The sequence below is a fragment of the Nocardiopsis sp. B62 genome (genome assembly GCF_018070675.1).
In the GTDB taxonomy this organism is placed as follows: Bacteria; Actinomycetota; Actinomycetes; order Streptosporangiales; family Streptosporangiaceae; genus Nocardiopsis; species Nocardiopsis prasina.
In genome coordinates, this window is sequence record NZ_JAGPXK010000009.1 from 55593 (window position 1) to 69803 (window position 14211).

The 14211-nt window shown below is 71.8% G+C and carries 14 protein-coding genes; 11 read left to right on the plus strand and 3 right to left on the minus strand.

Features of this window, described 5'->3' with window-relative positions:
• Window positions 1-281: 281 nt before the first annotated feature.
• The 3 genes from KBX21_RS12310 to KBX21_RS12320 all read right to left on the minus strand — a co-directional run bounded on the left by KBX21_RS12310 (window position 282) and on the right by KBX21_RS12320 (window position 2634).
• The gene (locus tag KBX21_RS12310; protein ID WP_210841971.1) at window positions 282-1019 is read right to left on the minus strand and encodes a DUF4097 family beta strand repeat-containing protein; all 738 of its coding nucleotides are present in this window, start codon (window positions 1017-1019) and stop codon (window positions 282-284) included.
• Window positions 1016-1636, minus strand: a complete 621-nt coding sequence (locus KBX21_RS12315; protein ID WP_210841972.1) for a TetR/AcrR family transcriptional regulator — start codon at window positions 1634-1636, stop codon at window positions 1016-1018. The genes KBX21_RS12310 and KBX21_RS12315 overlap by 4 nt, the downstream gene beginning before the upstream one ends.
• 113 nt (window positions 1637-1749) lie before the next feature.
• Entirely contained in the window at window positions 1750-2634 is an 885-nt protein-coding gene (locus tag KBX21_RS12320) for a family 16 glycosylhydrolase (protein ID WP_049570036.1), read from the minus strand.
• 457 nt (window positions 2635-3091) lie between these two features.
• Here KBX21_RS12320 and KBX21_RS12325 point away from each other — a divergent pair, with 457 nt between their 5' ends.
• The 11 genes from KBX21_RS12325 to KBX21_RS12375 are packed head-to-tail and all read left to right on the plus strand — an operon-like array spanning window position 3092 to window position 14167.
• On the plus strand, window positions 3092-4090 hold the full coding sequence (locus tag KBX21_RS12325; RefSeq protein ID WP_210841973.1) for a substrate-binding domain-containing protein: 999 nt from the start codon (window positions 3092-3094) through the stop codon (window positions 4088-4090).
• A 49-nt stretch (window positions 4091-4139) separates the two neighbouring features.
• Window positions 4140-5663 carry a sugar ABC transporter ATP-binding protein gene (locus tag KBX21_RS12330; RefSeq protein WP_049570042.1) on the plus strand — a complete coding sequence of 508 codons (1524 nt, stop codon included), beginning with the start codon at window positions 4140-4142 and terminating at the stop codon, window positions 5661-5663.
• A gap of 14 nt (window positions 5664-5677) precedes the next feature.
• Entirely contained in the window at window positions 5678-6688 is a 1011-nt protein-coding gene (locus KBX21_RS12335) for an ABC transporter permease (RefSeq protein ID WP_049570045.1), read from the plus strand.
• Window positions 6689-6709: 21 nt separating this feature from the next.
• Window positions 6710-7801 (plus strand): zinc-binding dehydrogenase, encoded by a 1092-nt coding sequence (locus KBX21_RS12340; protein ID WP_049570049.1) that lies wholly within the window; start codon window positions 6710-6712, stop codon window positions 7799-7801.
• Entirely contained in the window at window positions 7798-9012 is a 1215-nt protein-coding gene (locus KBX21_RS12345) for a hypothetical protein (protein ID WP_210841974.1), read from the plus strand. Before KBX21_RS12340 ends, KBX21_RS12345 begins: the two co-directional genes overlap by 4 nt.
• Window positions 9013-9065: 53 nt before the next feature.
• Window positions 9066-9821 (plus strand): SDR family NAD(P)-dependent oxidoreductase, encoded by a 756-nt coding sequence (locus tag KBX21_RS12350; RefSeq protein ID WP_049570055.1) that lies wholly within the window; start codon window positions 9066-9068, stop codon window positions 9819-9821.
• Between the two features lie 25 nt (window positions 9822-9846).
• Window positions 9847-10578 (plus strand): FadR/GntR family transcriptional regulator, encoded by a 732-nt coding sequence (locus KBX21_RS12355; protein WP_049570199.1) that lies wholly within the window; start codon window positions 9847-9849, stop codon window positions 10576-10578.
• Window positions 10575-11720: a galactonate dehydratase gene (gene dgoD, locus KBX21_RS12360; RefSeq protein ID WP_049570057.1), complete on the plus strand. Its 1146-nt coding sequence runs from the start codon at window positions 10575-10577 to the stop codon at window positions 11718-11720. The genes KBX21_RS12355 and dgoD overlap by 4 nt, the downstream gene beginning before the upstream one ends.
• 11 nt (window positions 11721-11731) lie before the next feature.
• Window positions 11732-12601, plus strand: coding sequence for an SMP-30/gluconolactonase/LRE family protein (locus KBX21_RS12365; RefSeq protein ID WP_247665649.1), 870 nt, complete (start codon window positions 11732-11734; stop codon window positions 12599-12601).
• A 29-nt stretch (window positions 12602-12630) separates the two neighbouring features.
• Window positions 12631-13578, plus strand: a complete 948-nt coding sequence (locus tag KBX21_RS12370) for a sugar kinase (RefSeq protein ID WP_247665650.1) — start codon at window positions 12631-12633, stop codon at window positions 13576-13578.
• Window positions 13571-14167: a bifunctional 4-hydroxy-2-oxoglutarate aldolase/2-dehydro-3-deoxy-phosphogluconate aldolase gene (locus KBX21_RS12375; protein ID WP_210841977.1), complete on the plus strand. Its 597-nt coding sequence runs from the start codon at window positions 13571-13573 to the stop codon at window positions 14165-14167. The genes KBX21_RS12370 and KBX21_RS12375 overlap by 8 nt, the downstream gene beginning before the upstream one ends.
• Window positions 14168-14211: the final 44 nt, after the last annotated feature.

A 14211-nucleotide genomic window follows, 5' to 3' on the forward strand; every position in this document is an offset into this window, starting at 1 on the left:
CCCGGGGTGCGCGGGAGCCCGGACCCGGGTGACATCCCATCCTTGGACTCCGGTCCCGGTCGCTTCCGGCGCGACTGCGGGGGACGCAGCGGGAGCGCTTCGCGGACCGCTGTCTCGGGGGAGGGGCAGGAACCACGCGATCACCTTGACCGGGGCGGTGGAGGGGCGGACGGGGCCTCGCCCGTGGAACCGGGCGGACGCTTGCCTTGGCGGGGGAGGGAGACCGCCGCCGGGGTCAGGGGCGGTCAGGAGACGGGGACTGTGCGGCGCGGACCAGGCCCTCAGCCGATCGCGTCCAGGGTGATCGTGCCGTTGTCGGTCCGCGCCGTGACCGTGCTCGTGCTGGAGTCGTCGGTGGGCAGACCGTTGACGACCTCGCCGTTGTCCGAGGTCTCGAACACCGCGTAGGGCCCGCCGGGCATCGCGACCGTCGCGGTCCCGTTGTTGGTGCTCACCTCCACCTCCGTGGGCGCCTCGCTGAAGACGGCGTCGATGCTGCCGTTGTCGGTGGCGGCGCTGACGGAGTCCGAGCCGATCTCGCTGAGGTTCATGTCGCCGTTGTCGGAGGTCAGAGTGAGCGGACCGGTGACGTTCGCGACGTCGACCGTCCCGTTGGCCGAGGTGACCTCGAGGGGGGCGGTGAAACCGGACACGGACACGGTGCCGTTGTCGGTGTCCACGGCCAGCGCGGTGTCGGCCGGGACGAACACCTGGTACCTGACCCGGCAGTTGGAGACGGTGCCGCACGTCATCTCCAGGGAGAGGGTGTCCCCGGTCAGCTCCCAGTCCCCGCCGGCGTCGCCCGTGTCCTGGCGGACCACCCTGACCTGGTCGGTGTCGTGGGGGACGACCTCCAGGGAGGCGTTGTCGACCTCGACGATGAGGAGTTCGGGAACGTCGTCGTAGCTCTTCTCCTCAGCGTCGCCGAGCTCGGCGGCCTGACCGCACGCCGTGAGCAGTCCCAGGGCGAGGAGGGCCCCGCCTGTGGCGAGCGCGACGCGGGCGATGGGCGGGTTCATGGGGTCTCCTCGTGTTCGGCGCGGGCCGCGAACCCGGCCAGGGTGGTGATCAGGGTGTCCTCGACGGCCCGCGCGTCCACGGTCTCGGGGTCGGCCAGATGTTCCATGGACAGTCCGATGGTGAGGCAGTGCAGGGCCAGGGCGACGGTCTCGGCAGGGGCTGTGAGCCGGACCCCGTGCCGCTCGGTGAGTTCGGTGACCAGCTCGGTCAGCGTCTCGCGCTGGGAGCGGCGCATCCGGGTCACGGCGACCGCGGTGGGGCCGTGGCGGGTGGCGTGCGCGGCGAACTCCAGCCCGAGGCGGCCTCGCTGGGTGTCCTCGGTGACGCGCCGGGCGATCCCGACCAACGCTTCCTCGGCTGCTGCGGACCGTTCCAGGGCGGCAGCGGTGGTGAACTCGTGCTCGGAGCGATCGCTGAGCACGGCGGCGAAGAGGTCCTGCTTGCCGCCGAAGTTGGAGTAGACGGCCCCCTTGGTGAACCCGGCCGCGCGTGCCACGTCCTCCAGGCGGCTCTCGGCGTACCCGTGCTCGGCGAACACGCGCGCGGCGGCGGCGAGCAGTCGGCTGCGCACCTGCGCGCGGGGCACACGGGGGATGGGTTCCGGTGGGCCGTCCATGGGGGCGAACCTAACATACCCGCCGGTACCGGAAACCCGCTGGTATCGGGGTGTCCGGACACCAGGGGACGGGGCCCGTGGTCGACGGGCCCCGTCCGTTCACTCTGCGGGATCTACTCCGTGTCGTAGACGCGGACGTAGTCCACGACCATCTCCTGCGGGAGCTGGGTGGAGTCGTCCGGGTAGCCGGGCCACTCGCCACCCACGGCGACGTTGAGGATCATGAAGAACTCCTGGTCGAACACCCAGTCACCGCTCACGTCGGCGGGGGTGACGGTGTTGAAGGGGACGTCGTCGACCGACCAGGTGATGGACTCGGGGGTCCAGTCCACCGCGTACACGTGGAAGTCGTCGGGGAACGCCCCGCCGTCCGGGTGGTCGTAGGAGGCGCCCACGCCCCCGCCGCCGGAGTAACCGGGACCGTGCACGGTGCCGTGGACGGTGCCGGGCTCGCTGCCGATGTGCTCCATGATGTCGATCTCGCCCGAGTCCGGCCACGGGGTGTCCGGGAAGTCGGAGCCCAGCATCCAGAAGGCGGGCCAGACGCCCTGGCTGGTCGGCACCTTGATCCTGGCCTCGATGCGGCCGTAGGCGTGCTCGACGTTGTTCTGGGTGGTCATCCGCGCGGAGGTGTAGCCGCCGTCGGCTTCCTGGCGCGCGGTGATGACGAGGTTGCCCTCGCCGTCCAGGGCGGAGTTGTCCCGGCTGGTGGTGTAGTTCTGGAGCTCCTGGTTGCCCCACCCGTGGTCGCCGGTCTCGTGGTTCCAGTTCGCGGGGTCGGGGGCGTCGCCCGCCGCGCCGTCGAACTCGTCGGACCAGACCAGCGCGGCCTGTGAGGTGTCGGTGGAGGTCAGTTCGCTGTTGTCGGTCACGTCGCTTCCGGTCCAGGTCAGGGCGGTGACGGTGAGAGCGAAGGCGGCTCCCAGTCCCACCGTGGTGGTGATGGTGCGGCGCGCGGTGCCGCGGCTTCGGGGGCTCGTGGCCGGTCGGTGGCCCATGGTGGTTCTCCAGGGGGTCGGGGGCGGTGCCGGACCCCGGGCACGCGCGGGCTAGCGGGTCTCGCGCGGGTTCGAGGGGCTCGGCGCACTCTGCTGAATGAGTGTTAAGCGACTCTACGGTCGCGCTCCGTGTTGTTACAAGGGGGTGTCCGAAAGAATTCGGGAACGCTCCCAAGGGAGGCTCGGGCGCTGACCGCAGGGGGCCGCGTCCCGAGGGTCCGGCGGGGCGTCTGGGAGTGCGGGTGGATTCGGGGTTGCCCCGCCGTCTCGCGCACCGCCCGGCCAGCAGGCCCGTTCGGGGCCGGTTTCGGGCTCCGTCGTACCCTCAGGCCCCCCAAAAATAATTAATTAGTATTTATTGTTGACGTTACCTGGATCACTCTGACATTCTCGACTCCAGTCGAAGTGGCTGTTCACGCAGGTCAAACGCGTGTGCCCAACGCCAAGGAGTAGGCCCATGGTCAGGCGACCACCACCCCCGACGAGCCGAGCGCTCGTGTCCCTCGCCGCCGCCCTGTGTGTGCTGGTTCTCGCCGGATGCGGCGCGCGACTGGGAGAGGACGGCCGTATCGGCGTCGTCTACATGGACGCCCAGGGCTTCTACGCGGGAGTCCGGCAGGGGATGCAGAACCACGCAGAGAACTCCGGACGCGAACTCCAGCTGCTGGAGCTCAACGCCCGCGGAGACGCCTCCGAGGAGAGCACCTTCGTCGACGTCGCCTCCTCCGCCGACGTCGACGTCCTGGTCCTGTCCCCGGTCTCGGCCACCGCCTCCATCCCGGCCCTGCGCCTGGCACACGAGAGCGGCATACCCGTCGTCTGCTACAACACCTGCATCGAGGACGAGGCCGCCCGGGAGTACGTGACCTCCTACATCCTGGGGGACCCCCACGAGTTCGGCCGTCGGCTCGGCGACGCGGCGGCGGAGCACTTCGAGGGCGAGGGCGTGCACGACCCGCAGATCGCCGTCCTGAACTGCGAGTTCGTCGAGGTCTGCGTCCAGCGCCGCGAGGGGTTCGAGGAAGCACTCTTCGCCCGCCTGCCCGACGCCCGGATCGTGGCCAACCAGGAGGGCGCCACCATTGACGAGGCCGTCGACGTGGGCGAACGGCTCCTGACCGCCCACCCCGACCTGGACGCCTTCTACGGCGAGGCGGGCGGCGCGACGATGGGCGCGGTCCGAGCCGTCAGCAACCGGGGCCGCGTCGGGGACGTCGTGGTCTTCGGCAGCGACATGTCCACGGACGCGGCCCGGGCCCTGGCCGACCACCGCGTCCTCAAGGCCAACGTCGACATCTCCGGCACCGCCGTCGGACTCCTCGCGGGAGAGACCGTCGAGCGCATCATCGCGGGGGAGGAACTTGAGGAGTTCGTGACCCCGGCCCCCGTCGACCTCTACACCACGCCCGAGCACGGCGAGGAGTGGCTGGAGGAACACCCGGACGGCATCCCGTGACCGGCCTCCGAATCCCGCGAACGCCCGCCGTCCCACCTGTGGAGCACCCATGAGTGACATCTGCGCCGACACCGCGGCTCCCGACACCGAAGTCGTGGCCCGCGTCCGCGGCGCCACTAAGAGCTACCCCGGAGTCACCGCGCTCGACCACGCCGACTTCGAGATCCGCGCCGGAGAGGTCCGGGCGCTCCTCGGGCGCAACGGCGCGGGCAAGTCCACCCTGATCCGTCTGCTGGCCGGCGTCGAGACGCCCGACGAGGGCCGGATCGAACTCGGCGGCGTCCCGTTCGACGGCGGGGGTGTCCGGCGTGCCACCGAACTCGGAGTCGGAACCGTCTACCAGGAGCTCAGCCTGGTGCCGGAACTCTCGGCCGCCGAGAACCTCTACCTCGGCTCCTGGCCGACGGGCGGTGGCCGCGTCGACTACGCCGCGATGCGCGCCGGCGCGAAGGAGATCTTCGGCGAACTCGGCGTCGACATCGCCTCCGACACCCGGGTCGGGGAACTGCCCCTGGCCCAGCAACAGCTCGTCGAGATCGCGCGGGCCTTCCTGGCGCGGCCCCGCCTGCTGATCCTGGACGAACCGACCAGCGCGCTGGCGGCGGCCGAGGCCGAGGCCGTCCTGGACGCCGTCACACGCGTGGCCTCACACGGGGTCGGCGTCATCTACGTCAGCCACCGGTTGGAGGAGATCCGCCGCGTCGCCGACTCCGTCACCGTCATGCGTGACGGCGCGGTCGTGGAGACGGTGCCCGTCCGGGGCGCCACCACCGGCCGCATCGTCTCCCTGATGCTCGGCGACGGGGGCGAGCGGGCACAGTCCCCCGCGGTGCGGACCACCGCGGCCAAGGGACCCCCGCTGCTGTCGGTTCGCGACCTGTCGGTTCCACCCAAGATCGAGAAGGTCTCCTTCGACCTCCACCAAGGGGAGGTCCTCGGGCTCGGCGGGCTGATGGGGTCGGGCCGCACCGAACTCCTTCGGGCGCTGGCCGGTTTCACCCCGGCCCAGGGCGTCGTCGAGGTCGACGGCACCGCGGTGACCCGACCGACCCCGCACGAGATGCGTCGCCTGGGCGTGGGCATCACACCCGAGGACCGCAAGGGAGAGGGCGTGGTCCCTCTCCTGGGTGTCTCGGAGAACATGGTCATGAGCTGGTTCGGAGGGGCGTCCAGGGCGGGAACGGTACTCCCCTCACGTGTGTCCTCCCTCGGGCGCGCGCTCATCGAGCGGTTGTCCATCAAGGCGGCCGCGCCCGACACTCCGATCGTCAACCTGAGCGGCGGCAACCAGCAGAAGGCCGTCATCGGCCGCTGGTTGCACGCGGGGAGCCGCATCCTGCTCCTCGACGAGCCCACCCGCGGTGTGGACGTGGAGGCCAAGGCCCAGATCTACGGCATCGTGCGCGAACTCGCCCAACAGGGCGCGGCGGTCCTGTTCGTCTCCAGTGAGCTGGAGGAACTGCCGCTCGTGTGCGACCGCGTTCTGGCCCTGCGCGGAGGACGCCTCGAGGGCGAGTTCTCCGGCGACGACATCACCCTGGACAACATCATGGCCGCCGCGATGGCGGCGTGAACGGCGAGGTAGGAATGACCACCACCACCAAGGTCACCGGCGAGGCGGTCTCCGCCCGCGGCGACTTCATCGGCCGCTACGGCCACCGTCTCAACGAGATCGGCCTCCTGGCCGCCATCCTCATCCTCTACGTCGGTCTCGGCCTGTCGGCCTCCGGCTTCCTGAGCCTGGACAACCAGCTCGGCCTCCTGCGCAACGCGGCGACGATCGGCATCGCCGCGTGGGGCGTCACCCTGGTGATCATCGCCGGTGAGATCGACATCAGCATCGGCCCGGCCGTGGCCTTCGCCTCGGTCATCGTCGCCACGGGTGCCACGGAGTGGAACCTCGGCGTGATCGGCGCCATCCTGCTCACCCTGGCCATGGGTGTGCTCTGGGGTGGCCTCGCCGGGTGGCTCAGAGCCCGGTTCAACGTGCCCTCCTTCATCACCACGCTGGGCCTGTGGAGCGTGCTCGGCGGTTTGGCGCTCTACATGACCGACGCGCTGCCCGTGCCCCTCCCCGAGAGCGCGCTGCTCGACGTGCTCGGCGGCTCCGTCATGGGCGTGCCCACCGCCGCGATCGTCATGCTCGTCCTCTTCGCGGTCTTCGCCTACGTCGCCAAGTACACCGCCTACGGGCGCTCCGTCTACGCCACCGGTGGCAACGCCGCCGCCGCGCAGCTCGCGGGCATCAACGTGGCTCGGGTACGCGTCCTGCTGTTCGCCACCACCGGCCTGCTGTCCGCCATCACCGGTGTGCTGCTCGCGGCCCGTCTCGGCTCGGGGAACGGCGGCGCCGCCTCGGGACTGGAATTCGACGTCATCGCCGCCGTGGTGATCGGAGGGACGGCGCTCGCGGGTGGGCGCGGATCGCTGGTCGGCACCCTCCTCGGAGTCGTCTTCATCACCGTGATCGCCAACGGGCTGGTGCTGCTCGGCGTCAACTCCTTCTTCCAGGACGTGGTCCGCGGCCTCATCATCGTGGGGGCCGTCCTCATCAACGTCATCATCAGCAGGCGCAGCGCGGCCAACCGGCTCGCCTAGACCGAACAGGGGGACACCACCATGAACGCAACCGCCTTCGGCACTGCGCCGCCCGCCACCATGCGCGGGGTGAGGCTTCCCGGCGACTCCACCGCGGTCGTCGACACACTCCCCGTGCCGGAACCGGGGCCGGGCCAGGTTCTCCTGAGAGTGGGCGCCTCCGGGATCTGCGGCAGCGACATCGGGTTCATCTACCACGAGCACAGGACGCACCGGGGGATCGACGGCCCCGCCTACCGCGGGGTCGTCGCCGGACACGAGCCCTCGGGAACGGTCGTGCAGGCGGGTCCCGGGTGTCGCAGGTTCGGTCCCGGCGACCGGGTCATCGTCTACCACATCGCGGGATGCGGGCTGTGTGACAACTGCCGCCGCGGCTACATGATCAGCTGCACGGACCCCGGCCGGGCCTCCTACGGCTGGCAGCGCGACGGAGGCCACGCCGAGTACCTGCTGGCGGAGGAGTCCACCTGTGTCCCCCTGCCGGACGAGCTCTCCTTCGTGGACGGCGCGCTCATCGCCTGTGGGTTCGGCACGGCGTACGAGGGGCTGCGGCGCATCGGAGTCAACGGTGACGGCGACCTGCTGGTCGTGGGTCTGGGCCCGGTCGGGCTCGCGGCGGGCATGATCGGCCGCGGCATGGGCGCGGCCCGCGTCATCGGGGTCGAACCCAACGGCAGGCGCCGGGACTGGGCCGCCACTCTGGACGTGTTCGACGCCCTGGCCTCCCCGGAGGAGGCGGCCGAGGAGATCGGCCGGGTCACCTCCGGCCGGGGCGCCGCGACGGTCATCGACTGCTCGGGATCGCGCGCGGGCCGCTCGCTGGCGCTGGAACACGCGGCGGAGTGGGGGAGGGTCTCGCTGGTCGGCGAGGGAGGCACCCTGGAGACCGAGGTGTCCGACACCCTCCTGCACAAGCAGCTCACGCTGTACGCCTCCTGGGTCACGTCGCTGCCCGCCATGGCCGAACTGTCGGTGAACCTGGTCCGGTGGGGGGTCTCGCCCGAGCGCGTGGTCTCCGACCGCTTCGACCTCGCCGACGCCGACACCGCGTACCGGCTGGCCGCGGGAGAGAGCCGGGGCAAGGTGTGCCTGGTGAACCGGGAGGAGGGGTGAGCGCCCGCGTCCGCGTCCGGCGCGAGGGCTCGGAGGCACACGAGCTGATCGTCCTCGACAACGGGGTGGTGCGAGTCGTCGCGGCGCCCGGTCTGGGCGGCCGGGTGCTGTCCGTGCGCCACCGTGACCGGGAGCACCTGTACCGAAACGGCAGTCTGCTGGGCGAGGACCTTCGCCCGGTGGAGGGGGTGTCGCTCGGACCGGTCGACGGACCGATGAGCGCCTGGAACAACGTCGGCGGAGACAAGACCTGGCCCGCGCCGCAGGGGTGGGAAGGGCCCGGACAGTGGGCCGGTCCGCCCGATCCCGTCCTGGACTCGGGCGCCTACGGGGTCCGGCTCGAGGACGGCCCGGCAGGCTCCGTCGTGCTCACCCTCACCAGCGGGGACGATCCGAGGTCCGGTCTGCGCCTGTCCCGTCGGCTCACCATGGAACCCGGGGCCGCCGGGTACCGGTTGGACCTTGAGGCGTTCAACGCCTCCACGACGGACCGCCGGTGGGCGCTGTGGAACGTGACCCAGATCGACGGGGCCGGATCCACGGGCGAGGCCACCGACGGTGTCTTCGTGGGAGTCGGGGGCGAGGGCCCGCACACGGTGCCGATCGTCTCGGGCAACGGCTACCCGAGGGTCGTGGAGCACACGTGCGCCGCTCTGCGGGTGCCGCCACAGGAAGTGGTCGGCAAGGTCGGCTTCCCCACCGCCTCCGGCTGGTTGGCCAACGTGGGGGCCGCGGGCACCCTCACCCAGCGCTTCGACGTGACCGAGGGGGCCGACTACCCGGACGCGGGGTCCCCGGCCGAGGTCTGGCTCGAGGCCCCGGTGAGCCGACCACTGGAGCACCTGGGCGGTCTGTGCCCGGTGGACCGCGTGATCGAGGTCGAGGCACTGGGACCCCTCACCGACCTGGCCCCCGGGGAACGGGTGAGCCTGGGGATCGACTTCGGCTTCGGTGTGGGCCGGGAGCCCGTATCCGAGGTCACGGCCGACGGCTTCTGGAGCGAGCGACCCCACTGGGACGGTCGCGGGCCGGAGGGTGCGCGGCTGGTCGGCTCGTTCACCTCCACACGGCACGGCGCACTGGTCCACCGCCGTTCCGGGCGCACCGTCGCACGGGCCGCACCGGGTGAACCGACCAGGTTCGCCGTTCCGGTTCCGGAGGCCGACCCACGTACCGACCCCGACGTCGTGTTCACGGCGGCGCGACCGTGACCGAACCGCGGACCGACTCCTCCGTGACGCCCCTACCAACTGATGGAAGAGACATGACGAACACCAGGCACGAGGGAACCACGGCCGTGGTCACCGGAGCGGCCCAGGGAATCGGTGAGGCCACCGCCCGACGCCTGGCGGCGCAGGGCGCCTCGGTGGTGCTCACCGACCTGTCGCCCCGTGTGGAGGAGGCCGCCGAACGCATCCGCGCTGAGGGCGGACGCGCCCTGGCGATCGTGGCGGACGTGAGCGACGAGGGCTCGTGGGAGCGTGTGGTGGAGCGGACCCGCGCCACCTTCGGTCCCGTGGGGATCCTTGTCTCCAACGCCTACACCTTCGAACAGGCGCCCGCCCACGAGACCTCGCTCGCCTCCTGGGAGCGCCAGATCGGCGTCAACCTCACCGGCGCGTTCCTGGGCGTGCGCGCCTGCCTGGACGACCTGACCGCCTGTGGTGGCAGCGTCGTCATCGCGTCCTCGGTCCATGCCTGGTTCGGGCTGCCCGGCCGCCCGGCCTACGCCACCAGCAAGGGCGGACTGACCGCCCTGACCCGCCAGCTCGCAGTCGAGTACGGTCCGCGCGTGCGGGTCAACTGCGTGCTGCCCGGCCCGGTCCTCACCGCTGCCTGGGAGGGCGTGGGCGAGGAGGACCGCCGCGCCAGTGTCGCCCAGACCGCCGCCGGTCGTTTCGGCGATCCCGACGAGGTCGCGTCCGTCATCTCCTTCCTCGCATCCTCCGAGGCCTCCTACGTCACGGGGGCGAGCCTTCCGGTCGACGGAGGGTGGAGTATCTACAAGGCGTCGTCGTGACCGGGCGCCTGGAACGGAGGACATGATGTCGGCCTATTCGGGGCGCGGTGTGCACGGCCAGACGGTGCGATTGCTCGGTGAACGGGTCCTCGCCGGGGAGTTCGCGGAGGGACGGACCATCGACCTGGCCGAGCTCAGCGAGGAACTCGACCTGAGTCTGACGGCCCTGCGCGAGGCGATCAAGGTGCTCGCGGCGAAGGGGCTGGTGGGCTCACGCCAGAAGAAGGGCACCTTCGTGCGCCCTCGCGGCGACTGGAACCTGCTCGACCCTGACGTGGTCCGTTGGCAGGTGGCGGCGGGCGCCGGTGACGTCTTCTTCCGGGATCTGGCCGAGCTGCGCGACGCCCTCGAACCCGCCGCCGCCCTGCTCGCGGCGCGGCGGCGTGAGGACGACGACGTCGCCGAACTGCGGGCCGCGCTCGGCGAGATCGCCGACACCGTGGACGGCCAGGCCGAGGACGCCATCCGGGCCGACCTGCGCTGGCACCGCGCGTTGTTGGCGGCCACACACAACGAGCTGTTCACCCGCACCGACGTCTTCTTCTCCGCGGGGCTCTCCGAACGCGACCGCCTGGTCCACGAAGGCGACCACGACGACCCGGTGCCCAGCCACCAGGCGGTCACCGAGGCCATCGCGGCCGGAGACCCCCTCGCCGCCGAGACCGCCATGCGCTCCCTGCTGACACAGGCCAGGCAGGACCTGCTCCGCGTCACCGAAAACGACGTGCCCGAAGACAGTTTGGAGAGACCCGAGTGAAAATCACCCGTATTGAGACCTTCCTGGTCCCGCCCCGGTGGCTGATGTGCCGGGTGGAGACCGACGAGGGGATCGTCGGCTGGGGCGAGCCGGTGGTCGAGGGGCGGGCGGAGACCGTGCGGGCGGCGGTGGAGGAGCTGTCCGAACTCCTCCTGGGCCAGGACCCCGCCCCCATCGAGCACCATTGGCAGCGTCTGACCAAGGGCGGTTTCTACCGGGGCGGTCCCGTGCTGTCCAGCGCGGTCGCCGGGCTCGACCAGGCCCTGTGGGACATCGCGGGCAAGAGCCTGGGCGTGCCCGTGCACCGCCTCCTCGGCGGCCCCGTCCGCGACAAGGTCAGGGTCTACGGTTGGGTCGGCGGCGACGACCCGGCCGAACTGGTCGACAGGGTCAGCGCGCGGGTGGAGACCGGTCTGACAGCGGTGAAGATGAACGGCTCCGGGGTGATGGGGCGCTCGGCGACCGTGCGCGAGATCGACGGGATCGTGGACCGGCTGGCGAGCGTGCGCGAGGTGCTCGGCCCGGACCGGGACGTGGCGGTGGACTTCCACGGCCGCTTCAACGCGGCCACGGCCCGTCGGGTCCTGCCCCTGCTGGAGCCGCTGCGCCCCATGTTCGTGGAGGAGCCCGTGCTCCCCGAGTACGGTCACCTGCTCGGCGACGTCGTGCGGAGCAGCCCCGTGCCCATCGCCACCGGCGAGCGCCTGTTCAGCCGGACCGACTTCCTGCCCGCCCTCCAGGCGGGCATCTCGGTGGCCCAGCCGGACCTCTCGCACGCGGGAGGGATCTCGGAGGTCCGCAGGATCGCCTCCCTGGCCGAAACCTACGACGTCCTTCTCGCCCCGCACTGCCCGCTCGGTCCGCTGGCCCTGGCGGCCAGCCTTCAGGTCGCCTTCGCCACCCCCAACTTCCTCATCCAGGAACAGAGCATCGGCATCCACTACAACCAGGACGCCGAACTGCTGGACTACGTCCTGGACGCCGAGGTCTTCGCCTTCCCCGACGGGCACATCCATCGGACCGACGCCCCGGGGCTGGGCGTGGAGGTCGACGAGGACGCCGTGCGCCGCGCGGACCGCAGGGGCCACCGCTGGCGGTCGCCCGTGTGGAGCCACGAGGACGGATCGTTCGCGGAGTGGTGATGAGGAAGGAGATGACACGCGTGTCGAGAGAACCGTGGAGCACGGACCGCTTCGAACTGGGGGAGGGGCTCCGTCGGCACGGTCGGCACCTGCTCATGGTGGACATCCTCACCGGGAGGCTCCTGCGCCTGGACCCGGGCTCGCCCGGTCCGGCCCAGGTCGTACTGTCCCTGGACGCGCCGCTGGGGGCGGTCGCCCCCGTGCTGGACCGTCCTGGGGCCTACGTCGCGGCGGTCGGAACCGGGGTCGCCGTGGTCTCCGCGAACGGCGGTGTGGAGTGGCTGGCCAGGCCGGAGGACGGCGCGGCCGGACCGATGCGGATGAACGACGGCTGCTGCGACCCGTCGGGCAGGTTCTGGGCCGGGTCGATGGCCTACGACGGCACCCGGGGCGCCGGTTCCGTCTACCGCGCCGACCCCGATGGCGGCTTCACCCGTGTCCTGGAGGGCTACACCGTTCCCAACGGCCCGGCCTTCAGCGCCGACGGTTCCCGCATGTACCTGGCGGACAGCGCCGACGGGCGTATCGACGTCCACGACGTGTCCCCTGGCGGAGAACCCGGGGCTCGCGCTGTCTTCGCCCGTGTCTCGCAGGGCAGTCCCGACGGCATGCAGGTCGACGACGAAGGGCACCTGTGGGTCGCGGTCTGGGGCGCCGGTGAGGTGCACCGCTACGACCCCGACGGAACCCTGGAGAGCGTGGTCGCGGTTCCCGCCGCCCAGCCCACGAGCGTGTGCGTCACCCAAGGTCCGCAGCCGCGGCTGTTCGTCACCACCGCGAGGGTCGGCCTCGACCGCCCCGGTCCCGCCGACGGCGCCGTGTTCTCGGTCCCGGTGGGGGTCGGCGGACCCCGGGCCCACCAGTTCGGGGGTGCGGCGTGAGCGCTCAGATCGTCTGTGTCGGCGAGACCATGCTGCTCCTCACCGCCGCCGACCCGACCCCGCTGGACCGGGCGCCGCTCCTGACGATGGGGGTCGCGGGAGCCGAGTCCAACGTCGCCTCCGGTCTCGCCGCCCTCGGGCACCGGGCCGCCTGGATCAGCGCCGTGGGGGACGACCCCTTCGGCCGCCTGATCACGCGCACCCTCCGTGAGGGCGGCGTGGACGTGACGGGGGTCCGGGTCGACCAGGACCGTCCCACGGGCGTGTTCGCCAAGGACCCCTCGCCGGAGGGGAGCACCGTGCACTACTACCGGACCGGGTCCGCGGCCTCCGCGCTCGGCCCCGAACTGGTCGGGGATCCCAGAGTGCGGGCCGCGGGCAGGGTCCACCTGTCCGGGGTCACCCCCGCGCTGTCACCGGCGTGCGACGCCCTGGCCCAGGGGCTGTTGGAGGCACCAGGCCTGACGGTGAGCTTCGACGTCAACCACCGGCCCCGACTGTGGGGGCGGGACGAGGCGGCCCCGCGTCTGCTCGCGCTGGCCCGGCTCGCCGACACCGTCTTCGTCGGCAGGGACGAGGCCGAGGAGCTGTGGGGTACCTCCACCGACCACGACGTGCGGGCGCTCCTGCCCGACGTCGAACGCCTCGTGGTCAAGGACGCCGAGAACGGCGCCAGCGAGTTCCACGGCGACACGCGGGTGTACGTGCCCGCGCCCACCGTGGAGGTCGTCGAGCCGGTCGGGGCGGGGGACGCCTTCGCCGCGGGATACCTGGCGGGGGACCTGCGCGGCCTGGACGGTCGAGGACGCCTGCGCCTGGGGCACCTGTGCGCCGGACGCGTCCTTCGGGTGACGGGGGACCTGGCCGACCCGCCCCAGCCGCACCTGGTGGACGCGCTGGTGGCGGTGGCCGACGAGCACTGGCCCGTACAAGCCTCCGCGGCCGTGGCCGCGGTGAGAGGAGACAACAGTGAGTGACAAGGGTCTGGACGGCCTGTTCGCCGAGCACCGCGTGCTGGCGATCCTGAGGGGCATGCCGGTGCGCACCACGGTCGAACTGGCCGAGCGCGCCTGGGACCTGGGTGTGACCGCCATCGAGGTGCCCGCCCGCGACGCCCGGGGTCTGGAGGCACTGCACGCCACGGTCAGAGCCGGAGCGGAGCGCGGACACCCGGTCGGCGCGGGCACGGTGATCACCCCGGACCAGGTCCGTGCCGTGTCCGAGGCGGGAGCCGCGTTCACCGTCGCGCCGGGGTTCGACGCCGAGGTCATGGCACTCTCGGAGGCCGCGGGCATGCCCCACCTGCCCGGTGTGGCCACACCCACTGACATCCAGAAGGTGCTCAGAGCGGGCGGTCACTGGGTGAAGGCCTTCCCCGCCACGTCGCTCGGCACCGACTGGTTCCGGGCCATGTCCGGGCCCTTCCCCGACGTGCGGATCGTGGCGACCGGCGGCATGGACGCCCGCAACGCCCGGCAGTACCTCGACGCGGGGGCGCGGATGGTGGCGGTCGGCTCCGCGCTGACCGATCCCGAGCAGATCCCTCTCCTGGCCGAACTCGTCTGAGCCCTCGCGGGCACGGTCCTGGAGCGTGCGACCCCCGGTAGCGG